The sequence below is a fragment of the Flagellimonas marinaquae genome (assembly GCF_003992675.1).
GTDB lineage: Bacteria > Bacteroidota > Bacteroidia > Flavobacteriales > Flavobacteriaceae > Flagellimonas > Flagellimonas marinaquae.
Window position 1 is genome coordinate 499,950 of the sequence record NZ_RZMZ01000015.1, and the last position, 19,134, is coordinate 519,083.

Annotated in this window: 21 protein-coding genes; 15 read left to right on the plus strand and 6 right to left on the minus strand. The window is 44.3% G+C overall.

Annotated features, from left to right (window positions below; translation table 11 throughout):
- Nucleotides 1-6 precede the first annotated feature (6 nt).
- The 4 genes from EO130_RS11610 to ribD are packed head-to-tail and all read right to left on the minus strand — an operon-like array spanning nt 7 to nt 3,180.
- Nucleotides 7-621, minus strand: a complete 615-nt coding sequence (locus EO130_RS11610; protein ID WP_127141670.1) for an IMPACT family protein — start codon at nt 619-621, stop codon at nt 7-9.
- Nucleotides 621-1,484: a DMT family transporter gene (locus EO130_RS11615; protein ID WP_127141671.1), complete on the minus strand. Its 864-nt coding sequence runs from the start codon at nt 1,482-1,484 to the stop codon at nt 621-623. The genes EO130_RS11610 and EO130_RS11615 overlap by 1 nt, the downstream gene beginning before the upstream one ends.
- A complete protein-coding gene (locus EO130_RS11620; RefSeq protein WP_127141672.1) occupies nt 1,485-2,087 on the minus strand; it encodes an HAD family hydrolase in 603 nt (200 codons plus the stop codon).
- Complete coding sequence (gene ribD, locus EO130_RS11625; RefSeq protein WP_127141673.1) at nt 2,080-3,180, minus strand: bifunctional diaminohydroxyphosphoribosylaminopyrimidine deaminase/5-amino-6-(5-phosphoribosylamino)uracil reductase RibD; 1,101 nt, start codon at nt 3,178-3,180, stop codon at nt 2,080-2,082. The genes EO130_RS11620 and ribD overlap by 8 nt, the downstream gene beginning before the upstream one ends.
- On the opposite strand from ribD, the gene EO130_RS11630 reads away from it, so the two are divergent.
- The 4 genes from EO130_RS11630 to EO130_RS11645 are packed head-to-tail and all read left to right on the plus strand — an operon-like array spanning nt 3,164 to nt 6,799.
- Nucleotides 3,164-3,649 carry a GNAT family N-acetyltransferase gene (locus EO130_RS11630; RefSeq protein ID WP_127141674.1) on the plus strand — a complete coding sequence of 162 codons (486 nt, stop codon included), beginning with the start codon at nt 3,164-3,166 and terminating at the stop codon, nt 3,647-3,649. The two genes, ribD and EO130_RS11630, sit on opposite strands and share 17 nt — an antisense overlap.
- Nucleotides 3,649-4,512, plus strand: coding sequence for a peptide chain release factor N(5)-glutamine methyltransferase (gene prmC, locus EO130_RS11635; RefSeq protein WP_127141675.1), 864 nt, complete (start codon nt 3,649-3,651; stop codon nt 4,510-4,512). The genes EO130_RS11630 and prmC overlap by 1 nt, the downstream gene beginning before the upstream one ends.
- A complete protein-coding gene (gene ligA, locus EO130_RS11640; RefSeq protein WP_127141676.1) occupies nt 4,509-6,509 on the plus strand; it encodes an NAD-dependent DNA ligase LigA in 2,001 nt (666 codons plus the stop codon). The genes prmC and ligA overlap by 4 nt, the downstream gene beginning before the upstream one ends.
- The gene (locus EO130_RS11645) at nt 6,506-6,799 is read left to right on the plus strand and encodes a hypothetical protein (RefSeq protein ID WP_127141677.1); all 294 of its coding nucleotides are present in this window, start codon (nt 6,506-6,508) and stop codon (nt 6,797-6,799) included. The genes ligA and EO130_RS11645 overlap by 4 nt, the downstream gene beginning before the upstream one ends.
- Nucleotides 6,800-7,266: 467 nt before the next feature.
- On the opposite strand, the gene EO130_RS11650 is transcribed toward EO130_RS11645, so the two are convergent.
- Both EO130_RS11650 and EO130_RS11655 read right to left on the minus strand, forming a co-directional pair.
- Nucleotides 7,267-8,178 carry a metallophosphatase gene (locus EO130_RS11650; RefSeq protein ID WP_127141678.1) on the minus strand — a complete coding sequence of 304 codons (912 nt, stop codon included), beginning with the start codon at nt 8,176-8,178 and terminating at the stop codon, nt 7,267-7,269.
- A 3-nt stretch (nt 8,179-8,181) separates the two neighbouring features.
- Nucleotides 8,182-8,895 (minus strand): 5'-nucleotidase C-terminal domain-containing protein, encoded by a 714-nt coding sequence (locus tag EO130_RS11655; protein WP_241244347.1) that lies wholly within the window; start codon nt 8,893-8,895, stop codon nt 8,182-8,184.
- Between the two features lie 115 nt (nt 8,896-9,010).
- Here EO130_RS11655 and EO130_RS11660 point away from each other — a divergent pair, with 115 nt between their 5' ends.
- The 11 genes from EO130_RS11660 (at nt 9,011) to coaE (ending at nt 19,126) form a co-directional block, all read left to right on the plus strand.
- Complete coding sequence (locus EO130_RS11660; protein WP_127141680.1) at nt 9,011-9,544, plus strand: DUF6913 domain-containing protein; 534 nt, start codon at nt 9,011-9,013, stop codon at nt 9,542-9,544.
- Nucleotides 9,545-9,548: 4 nt separating this feature from the next.
- The gene (dapA, locus tag EO130_RS11665) at nt 9,549-10,439 is read left to right on the plus strand and encodes a 4-hydroxy-tetrahydrodipicolinate synthase (RefSeq protein WP_127141681.1); all 891 of its coding nucleotides are present in this window, start codon (nt 9,549-9,551) and stop codon (nt 10,437-10,439) included.
- Between the two features lie 107 nt (nt 10,440-10,546).
- On the plus strand, nt 10,547-11,380 hold the full coding sequence (locus EO130_RS11670; protein WP_127141682.1) for an outer membrane protein assembly factor BamD: 834 nt from the start codon (nt 10,547-10,549) through the stop codon (nt 11,378-11,380).
- A gap of 21 nt (nt 11,381-11,401) precedes the next feature.
- Nucleotides 11,402-11,728 (plus strand): DNA-directed RNA polymerase subunit omega, encoded by a 327-nt coding sequence (locus EO130_RS11675; RefSeq protein WP_127141683.1) that lies wholly within the window; start codon nt 11,402-11,404, stop codon nt 11,726-11,728.
- A 3-nt stretch (nt 11,729-11,731) separates the two neighbouring features.
- Nucleotides 11,732-12,937 (plus strand): bifunctional phosphopantothenoylcysteine decarboxylase/phosphopantothenate--cysteine ligase CoaBC, encoded by a 1,206-nt coding sequence (gene coaBC, locus EO130_RS11680; RefSeq protein WP_127141684.1) that lies wholly within the window; start codon nt 11,732-11,734, stop codon nt 12,935-12,937.
- Nucleotides 12,930-13,820 (plus strand): type IX secretion system protein PorD, encoded by an 891-nt coding sequence (porD, locus tag EO130_RS11685; RefSeq protein WP_127141685.1) that lies wholly within the window; start codon nt 12,930-12,932, stop codon nt 13,818-13,820. Before coaBC ends, porD begins: the two co-directional genes overlap by 8 nt.
- Before the next feature lie 46 nt (nt 13,821-13,866).
- Nucleotides 13,867-15,519 carry a DNA repair protein RecN gene (recN, locus tag EO130_RS11690; RefSeq protein ID WP_127141686.1) on the plus strand — a complete coding sequence of 551 codons (1,653 nt, stop codon included), beginning with the start codon at nt 13,867-13,869 and terminating at the stop codon, nt 15,517-15,519.
- 72 nt (nt 15,520-15,591) lie between these two features.
- Nucleotides 15,592-16,404, plus strand: coding sequence for an enoyl-ACP reductase FabI (locus tag EO130_RS11695; protein WP_127141687.1), 813 nt, complete (start codon nt 15,592-15,594; stop codon nt 16,402-16,404).
- A 165-nt stretch (nt 16,405-16,569) separates the two neighbouring features.
- Entirely contained in the window at nt 16,570-17,577 is a 1,008-nt protein-coding gene (locus EO130_RS11700; protein ID WP_127141688.1) for a glycosyltransferase family 2 protein, read from the plus strand.
- A gap of 41 nt (nt 17,578-17,618) precedes the next feature.
- Complete coding sequence (locus EO130_RS11705) at nt 17,619-18,536, plus strand: CdaR family protein (protein ID WP_127141689.1); 918 nt, start codon at nt 17,619-17,621, stop codon at nt 18,534-18,536.
- Entirely contained in the window at nt 18,533-19,126 is a 594-nt protein-coding gene (gene coaE / locus EO130_RS11710) for a dephospho-CoA kinase (RefSeq protein ID WP_127141690.1), read from the plus strand. The genes EO130_RS11705 and coaE overlap by 4 nt, the downstream gene beginning before the upstream one ends.
- Nucleotides 19,127-19,134 lie beyond the last annotated feature (8 nt).

The following is a 19,134-nucleotide window of genomic DNA, read 5'->3' on the forward strand; positions in this document are numbered from 1 at the left end:
AATCAATCAAACCAGCATTTGTACACTTACCCCATGCATTTCATCGAAAACTTGTAACGTTTCCTCTGATTCGCTCAAACGAACAGAAACCGTAAGCTCACAATCCAGCTCCATTTTTTGTGATACAATATCCAAATCTTTCTGTTTAATGGTACGCATTACTAGATCCATTACAGGATATCCAAATTGTAAGCGCAATTGCACTTTTACGGTCCTTTTCACGATTTGGGCACTTTCCAAAGCCATTTGCGCTGCGGTTTTGTAGGCTTGTATCAACCCACCGACCCCAAGTTTGGTGCCGCCGAAAATCCGGGTTACAGTAATCAATACGTTGGTGACGTTAAAGGATTGGATTTGCCCATAAATGGGCATTCCCGCTGAATTGTTGGGTTCACCATCATCATTGGCCCTATAATTAGGATGGTCTATCCCCAATTGCCAAGCATAGCAAACGTGATTTGCTGTATGGTGTTTCTTGCGAAGTTCCTCAACAATCGGCTTAACGTCCTCCTCCGAAGCAATGGGATAAACCGCAGCATAGAATTTGCTCTTTCGGTCCTTATATAATATCTCAGGGGAAGGTTGGGTAACGGTCTTGTAAACATCCTCTTTTTTCTCCATCAGAACAAAGCTACCAATATTATGCTCATAATGGCCAAGGCCACGCCACTCCAATTTTTCATACTTAGTCTTTCCTTAAAAAGCAAAATACCAAATAGGGTGGAGCACATTACAATAGCAACATTGTTTAAGGTGAAAATGGCCGCGCTGCTCAGTATGTCGGCTCGCAGGGCGCGAATCAAAAAATAGATGGAGAAATAATTGGGTATGCCCAGCGCAATACCGCCCACTAGATTTTTAAGGTTCATTTTCAACGGGGTCTTTGCCGATTTTATCCCAATAAACAGGAATCCCGTTAAAGCGGCAAAACCAAAGATCATGGAGGAGAAAACAGGAATCTCTTGGTCGGTCAAATGGATTTCTTCAAAATATTGAATGCTGGTATCGATGATTCCCGACCCTAAAAACACCAAAAGTGGTAGCACAAGAGCTTTACGTTCGATTCGGATATGTTTTTCCTTAATTGAAGCCAAATACACAGCGACTAGCGCAAGTGCAATCCCAATAATTTGAAATGCGCTCAATCGTTCGCCGTACAAGAGCATCCCCATCACCACCGGAATGGCCAACGACATTTTGGTGGCCACTGATGCCACGGAAACACCTGAGACCTGTGCCGTTCGGGCCATCAAGTTGAAGATGACAATGAAGAGAACTCCCAATACTATAGGACCGATAAGCCACGATTTATTGGTAAGGTCACTTACGCCAACAGGGCCATCATATAGAAAAAAACCTACGGTACAGGCCACTACATAATTGGTAATAATGGCATACAGCGTTTGGATTTTGTAAACGTCGAACAGTTTAAAGACCACAAAAATCAGGGTGGAGCTGAGCACGCTCAGAATCAGGTATATCATTTACAATTTTGATTTTAGTTGTGTGATGTCCTCTTTGCCCACCTGCAAGTTCCAGACATTGATTCCCAATTCCGCTGCAGCATCGGTATTTTCTTTCACGTCATCCACAAAAAAGGTCTCATGGGGCAAGAGTTCGTTTTCTTGCAGGACAAAGTCAAAAATCTCGGCATCCGGTTTACGCATCCCTATTTCATAGCTTAGGTAAAATACATCAAACGCATTTTGAAACCTAAGGAAACGCTCCATTCCCATCCGGGCCTTTACACGTTCCATATGCAGGTCGTTGGTATTGCTCAACAAAATCATTTTATATTGATTTTCCATTGCCAGTTGTTCAATAAACTCCAGTCGGTGTTCCGGAAAATCCAAAAGAATTGAATTCCAAGCTTCGATAAGATAATCTTGATTTGCGTTGGGAAAATACGAAGCGACCTCGTCCAAAAAATCCGAAGAGCTCAAAAAACCTTTCTCGTAGTCTTGGAACAATACTTCCAGCGCTGGTGTAATCTCGGTGAACCCATGTTGTACCATGGCTTTGGCCGTTGCCGGTTTGTCCAGGTTGATGAGCACATCGCCAAAATCGAGGATAATATTTTTAATCATTGCGATAAATAGATAAGGTATCGGTCAGTATTTGTTCTTGATGCTGCAAAGTTCCTTGTAATCGTGGAGCTGGCAACCCTTTTTTAAAATCAATAATACCTTTAAATACACGGGCTTCATCCCACATGTGGGCATTAATAAAGGTTTGAAGCATTTGGGCACCACCTTCAACAATAACACTGGTAATGTCGTGCTGATGAAGCACCTCACAAATTTGTTGGGCCAAGGACTGTGAAAAATCGATCACTTCATAATTTACGCCCTCAACATATTTTGATGCATCATCGACCGAAGTTAAAACTATTGTCTGTTCGGACTTGTCCAAAACATGATGGTCAGCATCTATTTTTAAATCCCTGTCCAGAACCACACGAACAGGGTTTTTGCCCGACCATTCGCGGGTGGTCAGCTTGGGATTGTCCTCCAATACGGTCCGGGTACCCACCAAAATAGCCTGTTCTTGGCTTCGCCATTGATGCACCAATTGCTTAGAATAGGGATTGGAAATCCAAAAAGGTTCAGGATTGCTATTTCGCAACGACTTTTCCGGTGCTAAAAAGCCATCATTAGACTCCGCCCATTTTAGAATGATATAGGGCCGCTTTTTCTCCTGAAAGGTCAAAAATCGTTTGTGATGTTCCCTGCATTGCTCTTTCAAAATACCCACCGTGACCTTGCAGCCTGCCTCTTTCAATTTTTGGATACCCTTGCCAGCAACCTTGTCGTGCGGGTCCTGCAAGCCTATAAAAACCTCTTTGAGTCGGTATTTGGCAATCAAATCTGCACAGGGAGGAGTTTTCCCATAATGGGAGCAAGGTTCCAAGGTCACATACAATGAAGCTTCTTTCAGCAGTTCCTTGTCCGCCACCGAGTTGATGGCGTTCACCTCGGCATGGGAACCTCCATAGGGGTCGGTAAAGCCCTCTCCGATAATTGTATTTTGATGAACGATCACACATCCCACCATGGGATTTGGAGCCGTGGTCCCAAGTCCCTTTTTGGCCAGTTCAATGCAGCGAAGGATGTATTTTTGATGTATATTCACCCCGCAAAAATAGAACAATAAAAACACAAAGATGGGAGATATGGTCATTCGTGAAATAACCCCCGAAGACAATGCACAGGTGGCCCAAGTGATACGAAAGGTTTTTGAGGATATGGGCATTCCCAAAGTGGGCACGGCTTATGCCGACAAAGCTTTGGATGACATGTACTCAAACTATAATGTACCCAAAGCAGCTTACTTTGTAATAGAGCATGAAGGAAGGATTATAGGCTGTGCAGGTGTGGCGAAGTTGGACAATTATGACGGAAATGTCTGTGAGCTTCAAAAAATGTATTTTTTGGAAGAAGCTAGGGGCAAAGGTCTTGGTGCAAAAATGATTGCCGCTTGTTTGGACAAGGCCAAAGAGTTTGGTTTTGAGGCATGTTACCTTGAAACGATGCCCTACATGGAAGCTGCCCAAAAACTGTACAAAAAGAACGGTTTTGACTATATCGACGCCCCAATGGGCAACACAGGGCATTATTCCTGCCCGGTATGGATGCTTAAAAAGTTGTAATGCTCCTTAAAGAAATCAAAGATATTTTCCATAAAGAACTGGGCGAAGTATATCCCAAAGAAGAAATAGATTCCTTTTTCTACTCCTGCATTGAGCATTACCTAAAAATGGAACGTTTCATTTTGGCCATTCAGCCCGGAATTGCTCTGACCAAGGATGAGGAGCAGCCCCTTTTTGAGGCCTTATCGGAATTGAAGATCGAAAAACCCCTGCAACATATATTGGGAACTGCCCATTTTATGGATTTGGAGCTTCAGGTCAACGAGAATGTACTGATTCCACGACCCGAGACCGAAGAATTGGTACAATGGATTTTGGATGATTGTCAAGTCGAGCGCAGTCGAGACTTCAAATTGCTTGATATAGGAACCGGCAGCGGATGCATAGCCATTGCTCTGGCCAAACAATTGACCGATGCTGACGTCTATGCCTTGGATGTTTCTGAAGGTGCATTGACGGTAGCTCGGAAAAACGCTGAAACCAATGAAGTGGACATCACGTTTTTGCACCAGGACATTCTTAATCCTGAACTTAAACTTGAACCTGAACTTGTTTTTGACATCATCGTATCCAATCCGCCCTACGTCAGGGAGTTGGAAAAGGATGAAATTCGAAAGAACGTAAAGGATTTTGAGCCCGACACAGCTCTTTTTGTGAAGGATGAAGACCCGTTGCTTTTTTACAAGGCCATCATCAATTTTGCGGAAGACCATTTATCCGCAATGGGAAACTTGTACCTCGAAATCAATCAATATCTGGGAGCAGAGACCAAAGCACTTTTTCAAGCCCATAATTTTTCGGAAATTGAACTCCGAAAAGATTTATTTGGCAACGATAGGATGCTAAAAGCAACAAAAAAATGAACACCCAAGACAAAATAAATGCCCTGCGGGAAGAGCTACGGGAGCACAATTACAAATATTACGTACTTGATGAGCCCTCGATTTCGGATTATGAGTTTGATATGAAGCTCAAAGAGCTTCAAAAACTGGAGGCAGAGCACCCCGAATTTCAGGACCCGACTTCACCCACCTTGAGGGTCGGCGGCATGGTCACCAAACATTTTGAAACGGTCTTCCATCAGCATCGGATGTATTCGTTGGACAATTCTTACTCTAAGGAGGATTTGGAAGATTGGGAAAAGCGCATCCAACGAATTTTGGGCGATGCAGCGGTGGAGTTTACGTGTGAATTGAAGTATGATGGCGCTTCCATTAGCCTAACTTACGAAGAAGGCCAATTGGTAAGGGCCGTTACTCGTGGGGATGGTTTTCAGGGGGATGATGTGACCAACAACATCAAAACCATAAAATCCGTTCCCTTGCAATTGAAGGGCGACTACCCCAAAAAATTCGATATCAGGGGAGAAATCATTCTAACCCTCGAAGGCTTCGCCAAAATGAACGCCGAGCGCGTGGAAGCAGGGGAAGACCCCTACATGAACCCTAGAAATACGGCATCGGGCAGTTTAAAGTTGCAAGATAGTGCCCTTGTGGCCCAACGCCCATTGGAATGTTTGTTATACAGCATAGCTGGCGAAAATTTGGGTATCAGCTCCCAATTTGAAGTCTTGGAAAAAGCACGCTCTTGGGGATTCAAGGTGCCTACCGTGGCCAAATTGTGCAGGTCTACAGAAGAAGTCATGCAATTTGCAGACTATTGGGAAGTGCACCGACACGATTTGCCCTATGAAACCGATGGAGTGGTGGTCAAGGTCAACAACATTCAGCAACAAGAGGAATTGGGATACACCGCCAAATCCCCACGCTGGGCCATGGCCTACAAATTCAAGGCGGAGCAGGCCACGACCGTATTGAACAAAATTACCTATCAAGTGGGGCGGACAGGTGCCATAACCCCAGTGGCTAATTTGGAACCTGTTTTACTGGCAGGAACCACCGTGAAAAGGGCCTCATTGCACAATGCCGACCAAATCGCCAAGTTGGATGTGCGCGAAGGGGATACCGTTTTTGTGGAAAAAGGAGGAGAAATCATCCCAAAAATCACCAAGGTTGATTTTACCAAACGCGACAAGGACTCCCAACCTACACAATACATTGAAAACTGCCCTGAATGCGGCACGGAATTGATTCGAAAGGAAGGCGAAGCACAACATTTTTGCCCCAATGATATCGGTTGCCCGCCACAGATTACGGGTCGTATTCAGCACTTTATTTCCAGAAAGGCGATGGATATTGAAGGATTGGGCGGTGAAACCGTAGAGCTGTTGTTCAAGGAAGGGCTCATTGCCAACTATGCCGACCTGTACACCTTGACCAAGGAGCAAATTCTGCCCTTGGAACGAATGGCTGACAAATCCGCTGAAAACTTGGTGAACGGAGTGCAGGCCTCCAAAACCATTCCGTTTGAACGCGTTCTTTTTGCCTTGGGGATTCGCTATGTTGGAGAAACGGTGGCCAAAAAACTGGCCAAAGCTTTCAAGAATATTGATACATTGATGTCCACCACGCAGGAGCAATTGGTGGCTGTGGATGAGATAGGGGAACGCATCGCCGAAAGTGTGGTCAGCTTTTTCTCGGAGCCAGCAAACATGGAATTGATAAGCCGATTAAAGTCCTATGGATTACAATTTTCCCTTTCTGAAGCGCAATTGGAAAACCAGACTGAATTGCTCAAGGGTCAGACCTTTGTGGTATCGGGAGTGTTTGAAACCATCAGCCGTAATGACCTAAAGAAACTGATTGAGGACAATGGTGGAAAAGTGGCTTCATCCATATCCTCAAAAACTACTTTTTTGGTGGCGGGTGACAATATGGGACCCAGTAAAAAGACCAAAGCGGAGACCTTGGGTGTGCCCATCATTTCCGAGCAGGAATTTTTACAAAAACTGGACGCATGATCCCGAATGATTACGAAGCATTTGAATCTACCCTTGACCTGACCGCACCTCCCAAGGAATGGCCGGAGGCCCTACAATCGCTTTGGTTTGACGCCCAAGGGGATTGGGAGTCGTCCCACAACATTGCACAAGACCTTCATTCGACCATGGGCAGTTGGATTCATGCCTATTTACATCGAAAAGAGGGGGATGAATGGAATGCACGATATTGGTATGATAGGGCAGGACAACCATTCCCAAATTATGGTCTGGAGGAAGAACTGAAGGTTTTGGTAGAGGCCAATCTTTAGGAAGTTGAGAGTCAAACCCAAATTCAAATTCAAGTTTCAAGTTTCAAGTTCACAAAACTGCCTTCTTGGTTCTTGATTCCTGATTCTTGGCTCCCCACTGGAAAAAGTTCTCGATGCATTTTTTGTCTCTTTTTTTACAAAAACCGCCAAAAAACACTCGAACTGACAAACTTTCTCACAAAACCAACAATTTCCACTGCCTACTGAAAACTGCACACTGACTCCCAACTCCAAACTCATAACCCCTAACTTCCGACTTCGGGCTTCCGACTGCCCATCAAACCAAGTCTATTTTCTATGATCTTTTCTCTCCTGAATCTTGATTCCTATTTCTTGGTTCCTATACAGATTTCTCGACTGCCCTTCGACTCATTTCGACTTCGCTCAATGACCATCGCTCGGGATGACAGCTCGAAATGACATCCTAACTCCTAACTTCCGACTTCGGGCTTCGGACTTCCGAAAAACTACACCGAAATACTTACCCCTTTCGCCGAGGCTTTTTTATCTGTATCAAAAAAGAAATCGATACGGCCTACATTGATACCGTAGCAACCTACTTGGTTCACCAGCACCGAATTCCCGCTTTGGTTAATGCGTACATCGGGTTTATCCAAAAAGGTATGGGTATGCCCGCCAATGATGAGGTCGGTATGGTAAGTCTGTTGTGCCAATCGCGTATCGCAGGGTCTATTGGGTTCTTTGTAATCATAACCCAAATGGGAAAGGCAGATGATCAAATCACATTGTTCTTCCTCTTTGAGTTTTCGCTCCATATCTATGGCTATCTCATAGGGGTTCAGGTATTGGGTCTCTTTGTACAATTTTTTGGTCACCAGTCCGTCCAGTTCAATACCAAGTCCGTACACCCCGATTTTAATCCCATCAACGTTATATATGTTGTATGGCTTCACGTAACCGTCCATTACTGTGTTGGAAAAATCGTAGTTGGCAGAAAGCAGCTCAAAGGAGGCATGTGGCATTTGTGCCAAAAGTCCGTCGATACCGTTGTCAAAGTCGTGGTTTCCAATGGTGGCGGCATCGTATTTCAGCTTGCTCATTAGCGTAAACTCCAATTCCCCACCATAAAAATTGAAATAAGGCGTACCCTGAAAAATATCCCCGGCATCAAATAAAAGCGTGTTTGGGTTTTCGTTGCGAATCTGCTCTACCAAGGTGGCCCTTCGGGCAACACCGCCCATATTGGGGTGTCTGGAGTGGGTGGCTGGAAAGGCGTCGATATGGCTGTGCACATCGTTGGTATGCAGAATGGTAATCTGTTTTCTTCCCAACGAGGAGCAAGAACTCAAACTAAGTCCGCCCAAGCCAATCAAGGCAGAGGCCGCGGAGGTATGGGTGATAAAATCCCTTCTTTTCATGTCTTACTTCAATTGTTTGATTCGGTCATCGGCCACTGCTTCCAAGGTATCCACCTTGTTCAAGTAGTCGATAATGGCATTGCGCAATAAATAATCGGTAGGCGTTCTGGATTCAAATTCCTTGAAAAAGCCAACGCTAGGGCCTCCATTGATCAAGTAATCGGTAGAGGCCACATAGTAATTCCGTCCTTCATCAAAAGGTTGTCCGCCAATGTTCACGGACTCTAGGGAGCCGTCGGCATTCGTTACGATTTCAATCCCCGCCACGGGATGTCGCCGGGAGGCTTTGGCCACAAAGTTGATGAGTTCCCGGGTAGCCGACCCACTGAGTTCCACCACATCAATATAATTTTCAAAAGGCATGACCTCATAGGCATTTCTTGCGGATACATTTCCTTCGGAAATAATGGAGCGAACCCCGCCAGCGTTCAGGACCACAAAGTCCAAGGTTTTACCGCTTCGAGAGTTGAAAATTGGTGCAGCCTGTTCCAGGACAATATCTGCCATTAGGTTGCCCATCGAAGAGGTGCGTTCCCCGTCGTTGAGTAACAGCGGTTTTGGAGCATAGGCCAAGGTGCTGTCCAATACTTGGTCAATCCGTTTTTTGTAAGGAGCTATGTAGTCGGCAATGGAATCGGTGATTGCCAACGTGGTGTCGATTGGGACTTGTCGGCCTTGGATTTCGGTCAGGGTGGCGTTTTCCTTTTTACAGGCCATCAAAAAACAAAAAGTTAGGAATATAACAAATTGTTTTAATTTAAAATTGTTCACAGGCGTATCTTTGTTAAGTCGTCTTGGTAGAATATTTACCTTTGTAAAAATTGTCAAAAATATGTTTTTGAAAGGACTCCAAGACAAATTTAAGGTTAAATCGGGGCTAAAATATTTAAAGGAGGAAATGGAAAAGCCTCCAAGGTCCGTGACCAGGGAGAAGGGGATTACCAGCATTGGATGTATTGTGGATGTTGATAATTTTCCAAAAGCTGAGGCCTTTTATGAACTGATTGATGAGTTTGAACTGAGGCCGAATGCCATCAAGATCATTGGGTACAAACGGGAATATGATAAAAATTCCCCTTACGCCATACAAATGTATTCGGACAAGGATCTCGGTTGGAAAGGTGAAATAGCCAACGGCTACGTTCTTGAGTTTTTGGGCAGGGAATACGATATGTTGATCAATTATTATGAAGTCGATAATTTAATGATGAAGCTGTTATCGGTAAAGACCCCCGCCCGATTGAAAGTTGGGCTGGCTGCCCAAGACCCCAAGGTGAACGATTTGATTTTAAACACCCCCTTGAACGATTTTAAATTGTTCAAGAGCGAGTTGAAAAAATATTTAAAGATATTAAACGAAATTTGAGCAAATGGAACAATTGATCGGAACAGGAGTGGCATTGGTAACTCCGTTCAGAGCAGATTTATCGGTTGATGTGCAAGCGTTGGAACGCGTAGTGGAACACAACATACAAGGTGGTGTAGACTATTTGGTAGTCTTGGGAACCACCGCCGAATCGGCTACCCTATCCCAAGCGGAAAAGCAGTTGGTGGTAGATGTTGTGGTGAGGACGAATGCAGGAAGACTGCCATTGGTACTCGGCGTTGGTGGCAACAACACTATGGCTGTGGCGCATGAGTTAAAAACACTAGATCTTTCCGATTTTGATGCCATCCTATCTGTTTCACCTTATTACAACAAACCAACACAGGAAGGAATCTATCAACATTTTAAAATGTTGGCAGAGGCCTCTCCGCTTCCTATCATACTTTATAACGTACCTTCCCGAACAGGAAGTAATATGTTGCCAGAGACCACTTTGCGATTGGCCTATGAATTTTCAAACGTTGTGGGCATCAAAGAAGCTTGTGGGGATATGGTACAAATTGACAATATCATCAAGAACAAGCCGGAAGAATTTATGGTCATTTCCGGGGATGATGCCACGGCATTGCCCACGGTATTGGCCGGTGGGGCAGGGGTGATCTCTGTTTTGGGACAGGGCTTGCCCGGACTTTTTTCCGATATGATCCGATGGGGATTGGAGGGCCAGGTCAAGGAAGCCTATGCGATACATCACAAACTTTCCTCATTGATGCAACTTATTTTTGAAGAAGGCAATCCAGCGGGAATCAAAAGTATTTTTGAAAGTTTGGGCGTATCCACTGCGGCAGTTCGCCTACCCCTAGTGGAAGCTAGCCCTTCCTTAAAGGAAAAAATCAGTGTCTGGCTGAAGTCACTGGACAAGGCTCAGGTATAGAATTCGTTAAATCTTGCCCAAATTCTTGGGGATTGGCCCTTGCACCCGTTACATTTGAGTGATAAAAAATCTTTTTTATATCCATTCAATATCACTAATTTTGCAAAATGTTTTTGAAAATGAGGTCCATACTCCTAGTTTGTTGTGCATTAGCGCTGTTCGTTTCCTGTAGCGAGTACCAAAAGGTACTTAAGGAGGCTGACGTAAAGGCCAAATACGAAATGGCCGAGAAGCTATACAACGAAGGGGATTATAAAAGAGCGATTCGGCTCTTTGAGCAAATAGCACCTGCTTATGTAGGAAAACCTCAAGGGGAGCGGGTTATGTTCTTCTTTGCGGATAGTTATTTCAAAAATGGAGATTATTATCTTTCAGGGTATCAGTTTGAACGATTTGTGAAATCATACCCAAGAAGTGACAAAATCCAAGAAGCCAGTTTCTTGGGGGCAAAAAGTTATTACCATCTATCCCCAAGGTATTCGTTGGACCAAACGGAGACCGACAAGGCACTGTTAAAGCTTCAAACCTTTATCAACAATTATTCGGAATCTGAATATTTTGAGGAAGCCAATGCCATGGCGCGTGAGCTTACAACAAAAAAAGAAAAGAAAGAGATCGAAATCGCGAAGCAGTTCAACAAGTTGGGAGAGTTCAATCTTCCCGTGTTGATTTCGGCCATTACGGCCTTCGATAATTTCATTACCGATAACCCTGGTTCGGTATATAGGGAAGAAGCCCTATATTATCGAATTGAAGCGGCTACAAGATTAGCTGTCAACAGTACAGAGGACAAGAAGAAAGAGCGATTGGAAGAAGCTCTTGATTCCTATAACAATTTAATGCGTTATTTCCCTGAAACGAAGTTTAAGCAAGAAGCAGACAAACTTGCCGAGACCATCCGGCAGGAATTGGGCGCATTCACGACTTCCTTATCCAAATAAAAAAGTTTTTAAACCACTCACATGCAAGATTTGAAAAACACCAAGGCGCCGGTATCCACAGTTACACTAAACAGAAACGAGTTTGACGAAAAGACCGGAAACATTTACGAAGCCATTTCCATAGCGGCCAAGAGAGCTATCCAAATCAACTCCGAAATCAAAAAGGAATTGTTGGAAAAGTTGGAAGAGTTCGCTACCTATAGCGATAGCTTGGAAGAGGTTTTTGAGAACAAGGAGCAGATTGAAGTATCCAAGTTCTACGAAAAGTTACCAAAACCACATGCCCTTGCGGTACAAGAGTGGTTGGAAGATAAAATCTACTACAGAAATACAGAGAAAGACTCCTAGGAAATGCTGGGCGGTAAAAATATTCTTTTGGGAATTTCCGGGGGAATTGCCGCGTACAAGACCACTTTCCTAGTACGGTTACTGATTAAAGCTGGCGCACAGGTCAAAGTAGTTATGACCCAGAGCGCCAGCTCTTTTGTTTCTCCGCTCACCCTTTCCACACTCTCCAAAAATCCAGTGTTAATGGATTTTGTGAACGAAGAGGACGGAAGTCTATCATGGAACAATCATGTGGAATTGGGGCTGTGGGCAGACCTTATGCTGATTGCTCCGGCAACAGCGAATACCTTGTCCAAAATGGCCAATGGAACCTGCGACAATTTGCTGCTGGCGACTTATTTGTCCGCCAAATGCCCTGTATACGTGGCTCCTGCCATGGACCTGGACATGTACAAGCATCCGTCCACCAAAGCGTCTTTGGAAAAGGTGGAGTCCTTCGGAAACCGAATAGTTCCCGCCGAATCCGGTGAACTCGCAAGTGGCTTGCATGGAGAAGGGCGTATGGCAGAACCTGAAAACATCGTTCATTATATTGAATCCGATTTGGCGAAGGGTTTGCCGTTAACAGGTAAAAGAGTGCTCATTACCGCTGGCCCAACGCATGAAGCCATTGACCCTGTCCGTTTTCTTGGCAATAAATCAACCGGCACCATGGGTTTTGAACTGGCCAAACACGCCGCCAACTTGGGAGCGAAAGTGGTACTGGTTTCCGGTCCAACGCACTTGAACGTGGATCATGCTTTTATTGATCTGGTTCGAGTTACCTCGGCCCAAGAAATGTACGAGGCCTGCCATAAGAGTTATGCCGATGTAGATGTGGCCATTTGTGCCGCTGCCGTAGCCGATTACCGACCAGCTACCGTTGCCAAGGAAAAAATCAAAAAGCAGGAAGGGAAGATGTCGATTAAACTGGAGCGCACTCCGGACATTCTAAAATCCTTGGGAGAGGTAAAAAAAGACCAGTTTTTGGTCGGTTTTGCCCTAGAAACGGAGAATGAGCTTGAAAATGCCAAAGACAAGCTCAAAAGAAAAAACTTGAATGGCATTGTGCTCAACTCTCTAAAAGATGATGGAGCGGGTTTTGGTGGAAGCACGAATAAAATAACCTTCATAGATAAGAATTTGGAGATAAAAACGTTTGATTTGAAAACGAAGTCTGAGGTAGCCTCGGACATTTGGGAAGAAATCATCTCCAGGATCCATGCGTAGCATACTTTTTTTCATTGCCTTACTCATTACGACCTTTGCTGGTAACGCACAGGAACTCAACTGTCAGGTTACCGTAAACTCTGATCAGGTAGGGCAGACCAATCAACAGATTTTTAGGACTTTGGAGCGGTCACTTAATGATTTTGTGAACAAGACCAAATGGACCAACCGTGTTTATCGGGAGAATGAAAGGGTGAGTGCCCGGATGTTCATTACAGTGACCCAATATGAGTCAGACCGGTTTGAAGCGAACATCCAAATACAGTCCACACGGCCCGTTTTTGGTACGAGCTACGAAAGCCCAGTGTTCAATTACAAAGACAACGCTTTCAATTTTCAATACCAGGAATTTGAACCTTTGGTGTACAATCCCAATTCGTTCGATTCCAATTTGGTCGGTGTTATTTCGTACTATGTGTACATGATCTTGGGATTGGACGCCGATACCTTTTCCTTGGAAGGCGGAAACGATTATTATCGTTTGGCACAGAACATCGTTACCCAGGCCCAAAGCTCCAGTTTTAGTGGTTGGAGTCAAGAGACAGGCGACCGCAGCCGCTTTGAGTTGGTAGACAATTTGCTGAACAACGCGTTCCGGGAGTATCGTATTGCCATGTACAATTACCACAGAAAAGGACTCGATATTTTGGCAGACAACAACAGCACGGGCAAACAGATAATTGCAGGGAGCCTTCGGTTGTTCGAGACCCTCATCAGCAGACGGCCCAATGCCTTTTTGATCCAGACTTTTTTTGATGCCAAAGCTGAGGAAATCCAGAATATTTTTTCCGATGGACCCAAAGTGGATATCGTAAAACTCAAGGAAACCCTGAACAAGGTGGCTCCATTCTATTCCGGTACTTGGAATGAAATAAATTACTAGTGCAGTTCTCCAAAGAGGTTTATCTTTACGGGTAAAATCTACAGTATTGCTAGTAAATCTATCCATTCAAAACTATGCATTGATTGATGACGTCCGTGTGGCGTTCCCCAAAGGTTTTACTACCATAACGGGAGAAACCGGTGCGGGAAAATCCATTTTATTGGGAGGACTTTCTTTGGTACTGGGCAAACGCGCCGACCTATCATCTCTAAAAAACACGGAGCAGAAATGTGTCATAGAGGCAGAGTTCGAGATTTCCAACTATCAACTTCAATCCTTTTTTGAGGAGAATGATTTGGATTATGAGGCTGTGACTATCCTCCGCAGGGAAATCCTTCCCAGTGGCAAGTCTAGAGCTTTTGTAAATGATTCCCCTGTCACTTTGGATGTGATGCGGGCCTTGGGCGACCAGTTGGTGGATGTGCACTCCCAGCATCAGACCATGCAGCTTGCCGACAACGATTTCCAGATGAAAGTGTTGGATGCCTTGGCGGAGAATGAAGGGAATCTTTCAGGCTACGCAGAGGCGCTTCAAAAGCTGAGAAACGTTTCCAAGGAGCTTCAAAAATTGGAAGATTTTCAGGCGAATGCGGACAAGGAGCACGACTACAATAGTTTTTTGCTCGAAGAACTCGAAGCAGCCAAGCTCAAGGAAGGGATGCAAGAGGCTTTGGAAGAGGAATACGAGCAGTTGAGCAACGTGGAGCAGATTATGGAAAACTTATCTGCAGGACACCAATTACTGAACGATGAACGATTGGGCGTTGTGGGAAGGCTTACAGAACTTAAGCGAGCGTTCCAGAATCTTTCCGATTTTGGCTCCGATTATAAAGCCTTGAATGACAGGATTCAATCTGTGTTGATAGAAACAGATGATATTGCCACGGAACTGGAGCGTTTAAAAGATACGGTCGAAGCCAATCCGGAACGTTTGGAAGTGGTGAACGGCCAATTACAACAATTGTACGATCTTCAAAAGAAACATCATACCGATTCCGTATCCGAATTGATTTCCATTCGGGAAGAATTGGCCCAAAAAGTGGATGCCGTGGCCAATATTGAGTCCAAAATCAAGGCCAAAAAGAACGAAGTGGCATCCATCACGGAGACAGTAGATGCATGGGCCAAAAAAATAAGCGAAGGCAGAAAAGCGGTCATTCCTAAATTGAAAGAACGGTTACAAATCAACTTGGTTTCTTTAGGGATGCCTTCGGCCACCTTCAAAATAGAATTGAATCCGTCCAGTACCTTTAAACCCAACGGAAAGGACGATTTGGTCTTCCTGTTCTCCGCGAACAAAGGGTCCAACTACGGCGAGCTAAAGAAAGTGGCCTCTGGTGGGGAACTTTCACGGATTATGTTGACCATCAAATCTATTTTGGCAGAATATGAAAACCTTCCTACCATGATGTTCGATGAAATTGACACCGGAGTTTCGGGTGAAATTTCCAATCGAATGGGTGAGATTATGCAGCAGATGAGCAACACCATGCAGGTATTTTCCATAACCCATTTGCCGCAAGTGGCATCCAAAGGGCAGCATCAGTTTAAAGTGTACAAAGAGGAGGCACAAGGAGGCACCAGCACCCATATCAAACAATTGAACAAGGAAGAAAGGATAAAGGAACTGGCGGAGATGCTGGGAGGAAAGAATTTGTCGGAATCTGCTTTGGCGCATGCCAAGGAGCTGCTGCAATAAAACCTATAGGTGCTTCCCAAACTTCAATTAGTTTAAATATCTTTGCCTTACAATCAACAATTGCAAGAAATTATGGCATACAATCTTTTAAAAGGTAAAAAAGGAATCATTTTTGGCGCGTTGGACCCGAACTCCATCGCTTGGAAAACCGCAGAACGTGTTCATGAAGAAGGAGGCACTTTTGTGCTTACCAATGCCCCCATCGCCATGCGCATGGGAAAAATCAACGAACTGGCGGAAAAGACCAACTCAGAAATTATTCCTGCGGATGCCACTAGTGAAGAGGATTTGAAAAACTTGGTGGAGAAGTCCATGGAAATTTTGGGCGGAAAGTTGGATTTTGTGCTTCACTCCATTGGAATGTCCGTCAATGTGAGGAAAGGAAGAGCCTACACGGATGAAAACTATGATTTCACGGCCAAAGGATGGGATGTGTCCGCACTTTCGTTTCATAAAGTAATGCAGTCCTTGTACAAAGCTGAGGCCATGAACGAGTGGGGCAGTATCGTTGCCTTGACCTATATGGCAGCACAGCGAACCTTCCCCGATTACAATGATATGGCCGACAATAAGGCTTATTTGGAGTCTGTAGCAAGAAGTTTTGGCTATTTCTTTGGAAAAGAACACAAGGTTCGGGTAAATACCATCTCCCAGTCTCCGACTCCAACCACAGCAGGACAAGGTGTGAAAGGTTTTGACGGCTTTATCAACTATGCGGAAAAAATGTCGCCTCTGGGCAACGCCACCGCAGATGATTGCGCCAACTATACCGTATCACTTTTCTCCGATTTGACCAAAAAGGTGACCATGCAGAACCTTTTTCACGATGGCGGTTTCTCCAGCACAGGGGTGAGCCAAGAAATCATCGATGAGTTTTCGGAATAAACCGTTAAAAAATAGAAGGGATAGAGCCGTACGAAATGCGGCAATATTTTGACTTTGTCAGGTTGAGCGCAGTCGAAACCTATTGATTATCAATACATTTTAAGTTCTCGACTGCGCTCGAACTGACAGAAAACCAGCTTTTTATAAAGCCTCTTTCTATTTCAAATGAATATTCTTTTCTCCATAGTAGTTCCGGTTTTCAATAGGCCCCAAGAAGTTCGTGAATTGTTGGAAAGTCTTCAAAAGCAAGATTTTCAGGATGATTTTGAAGTGGTTATCGTAGAAGATGGGTCCACAGAGCGTTCGGAGGCGGTTGTTGAACAATTCCGTGAGCACCTTCAGATTTCCTATTACTATAAGGAGAATTCCGGGCCGGGCGATTCCCGAAACTTTGGGATGCAAAAGGCCAAGGGGAATTATTTTATCATTTTGGACTCCGATTGTATGCTGCCTCAACAGTACCTATCCGAAGTGGACAGGGAACTCAACGCGGATTTTGTTCATTGCTTTGGTGGGCCAGATGCTGCCGACACCTCGTTTACCGTAGTTCAAAAGGCCATCAACTATGTGATGACTTCTTTTCTGACCACGGGAGGAATCCGTGGTGGGAAAAAGACCGTAGGAAAATTTCAACCCCGCAGTTTTAATATGGGTATTTCCAAAACTGCATTCGAAAAGACGGGTGGTTTTGGTCAAATCCATCCTGGGGAAGACCCCGATTTGACCTTCCGGATTTGGAAGACGGGATTTAGCAGCAGATTGTTCCCAAAAGCCTTTGTATATCATAAAAGACGCATCGATTGGAATAAGTTTTACACCCAGGTGAACAAATTTGGTATGGTGCGCCCTATCTTGAACAAATGGCATCCCGGAACGGCAAAACCTACCTACTGGTTTCCTACCTTGTTTATATTGGGACTTGGTGTTGCCATTTTGGCGGCTTTTTTAGGACTTTGGTTGCCCTTGTTTCTCTACGCCTCATATTTTTTGGTATTGTTCTTGGACGCTTGGATCAAGACAAGGAGCATAAGTGTGGCCCTTTTGTCAATTTATGCGGTATTTGTTCAATTTATAGGTTATGGAATTGGTTTTATCAAGTCCACAATGTTGCTTAACTTTAGTAATAAGAATCCAGAGGAACTATTTCCCAAACTATTTTTCAAGAAGAAATAAAAGTGTTCAAAAAGGTATTGCACGGCCTCAATCAAAAGAAAGTGAAAGTATTTTCACTGTTTTTGCTATGCTCCTTTATGGCCTGGTTTATCAGCAATCTGTCCGAAACCTACGAGTCTAGATCTTATTTTGTCCTCAATTATCGGAATTTGCCCGACTCGCTTTTGTTGGGCGATAATTCGAGTAAACAAATCGAGGCCAAGCTGCGGACCAGCGGTTTCCAGTTCTTATACTATAAAATTTTTAAGGGAAGAATGGATATTGATGTTTCCCAAGTGGCGTATCAAAACGGAAAATATGTGCTGGGCCAAGAGGCATTGCGACGACAGATGGACCAACAATTATCCCAAAATGTTTCCCTATTGGAGCTGGACCTGAAGGCTTTGGAGGTTGACCTCTATCAAGTGGAAACCAAGAAAATACCTGTTCAACCCAAAATGAACCTTCAGTTGGAGCAGAATTTTATTTTGGAAGGGAAGGTGGAGGTAAAACCCGATTCCATAGAGGTAAAGGGGCCAAAAAACGAAATCGATACCATTGAATCCATTGCAACGGCGCCATTGCAACTTACCAACGTAAAGAGCGATTTTACAAAAGAGATCAATTTGATTTTCCCCAAAGGCTTGGGTAATACGATATTTTCCACTAGCCGTGCCACAGTCACGGGAAAGGTGTCCAAGTTTTCCGAAAGGGTGTTTGAGGTGCCCATTCAAGTAATCAATATTCCCGATGGGTACCAAGTTAAGACGTTTCCAGATTCGGTCACTCTGCTTTGCAAAGCATCGATAGAAAGATTAAAGGAATTATCGGCCACAGATTTTGAAGTGGTAGCAGATTATGGCCAATTGATAGGTTCGGAGAGCCGGACCTTGTTCTTGGAGCTGACACAAAGTCCACAAAAGGTGTATGATGTGAAATTGGGAGAGAATGCGGTTAACTTTGTACTGGAACAACAATGATGATAGTAGGGCTTACAGGCGGGATTGGCAGCGGCAAAACCACGGTTGCCCAAATGTTCAGGGAGCTGGGAGTTCCTGTGTACGATTCGGATAAGGAGGCCAAACGACTCATGGTTACATCCGAAGAAGTGAAAGGGAGCATTATTGACCTTTTTGGAAAGCAAGCTTATACGGTGGATGGATTAAATCGAACGTTCATAGCGGAAAAGGTGTTCAAAGACCGTGAGTTGTTGGAAAAGCTGAACGGAATAGTGCATCCGGCGGTACGAAAACATTTTTTGGATTGGGCCCAGCGTCAGGAATCCCCTTACGTTATTCAGGAGACCGCCCTAATTTTTGAAAATGGGGCAGCGGATAAATATAATTACACGATTTTGATTACTGCTCCCAAGCAAACCCGTATACAAAGGGTCGTAGAACGTGATGAGGTGGGAAAGGAATCGGTAAGGGATAGGATACAGCACCAATGGGAAGATGATAAAAAAGCAGGGTTGGCCGATTTTACCATAGAAAACCTCGATTTAAAAAAAACCAAGGAAAAGGTTAACCTACTACACCTCAAACTTTTAAGCTTGGCATCCAAATTTTAACATTTATG

What these genes read in the sequence shown, in the direction of transcription:
- coaBC (WP_127141684.1), top strand. Translation starts at nt 11,732, where the DNA reads ATGCTGGGCGGTAAAAATATTCTTTTGGGAATTTCCGGGGGAATTGCC.
- EO130_RS11650 (WP_127141678.1), bottom strand. Translation starts at nt 8,178, where the DNA reads ATGAAAAGAAGGGATTTTATCACCCATACCTCCGCGGCCTCTGCCTTG.
- ribD (WP_127141673.1), bottom strand. Translation starts at nt 3,180, where the DNA reads ATGACCATATCTCCCATCTTTGTGTTTTTATTGTTCTATTTTTGCGGG.
- EO130_RS11675 (WP_127141683.1), top strand. Translation starts at nt 11,402, where the DNA reads ATGCAAGATTTGAAAAACACCAAGGCGCCGGTATCCACAGTTACACTA.
- dapA (WP_127141681.1), top strand. Translation starts at nt 9,549, where the DNA reads ATGGAACAATTGATCGGAACAGGAGTGGCATTGGTAACTCCGTTCAGA.
- EO130_RS11655 (WP_241244347.1), bottom strand. Translation starts at nt 8,895, where the DNA reads ATGGCCTGTAAAAAGGAAAACGCCACCCTGACCGAAATCCAAGGCCGA.
- porD (WP_127141685.1), top strand. Translation starts at nt 12,930, where the DNA reads ATGCGTAGCATACTTTTTTTCATTGCCTTACTCATTACGACCTTTGCT.
- coaE (WP_127141690.1), top strand. Translation starts at nt 18,533, where the DNA reads ATGATGATAGTAGGGCTTACAGGCGGGATTGGCAGCGGCAAAACCACG.
- prmC (WP_127141675.1), top strand. Translation starts at nt 3,649, where the DNA reads ATGCTCCTTAAAGAAATCAAAGATATTTTCCATAAAGAACTGGGCGAA.
- EO130_RS11630 (WP_127141674.1), top strand. Translation starts at nt 3,164, where the DNA reads ATGGGAGATATGGTCATTCGTGAAATAACCCCCGAAGACAATGCACAG.
- ligA (WP_127141676.1), top strand. Translation starts at nt 4,509, where the DNA reads ATGAACACCCAAGACAAAATAAATGCCCTGCGGGAAGAGCTACGGGAG.
- EO130_RS11660 (WP_127141680.1), top strand. Translation starts at nt 9,011, where the DNA reads ATGTTTTTGAAAGGACTCCAAGACAAATTTAAGGTTAAATCGGGGCTA.
- EO130_RS11615 (WP_127141671.1), bottom strand. Translation starts at nt 1,484, where the DNA reads ATGATATACCTGATTCTGAGCGTGCTCAGCTCCACCCTGATTTTTGTG.
- EO130_RS11620 (WP_127141672.1), bottom strand. Translation starts at nt 2,087, where the DNA reads ATGATTAAAAATATTATCCTCGATTTTGGCGATGTGCTCATCAACCTG.
- EO130_RS11695 (WP_127141687.1), top strand. Translation starts at nt 15,592, where the DNA reads ATGGCATACAATCTTTTAAAAGGTAAAAAAGGAATCATTTTTGGCGCG.
- EO130_RS11670 (WP_127141682.1), top strand. Translation starts at nt 10,547, where the DNA reads ATGTTTTTGAAAATGAGGTCCATACTCCTAGTTTGTTGTGCATTAGCG.
- EO130_RS11610 (WP_127141670.1), bottom strand. Translation starts at nt 621, where the DNA reads ATGGAGAAAAAAGAGGATGTTTACAAGACCGTTACCCAACCTTCCCCT.
- EO130_RS11700 (WP_127141688.1), top strand. Translation starts at nt 16,570, where the DNA reads ATGAATATTCTTTTCTCCATAGTAGTTCCGGTTTTCAATAGGCCCCAA.
- EO130_RS11645 (WP_127141677.1), top strand. Translation starts at nt 6,506, where the DNA reads ATGATCCCGAATGATTACGAAGCATTTGAATCTACCCTTGACCTGACC.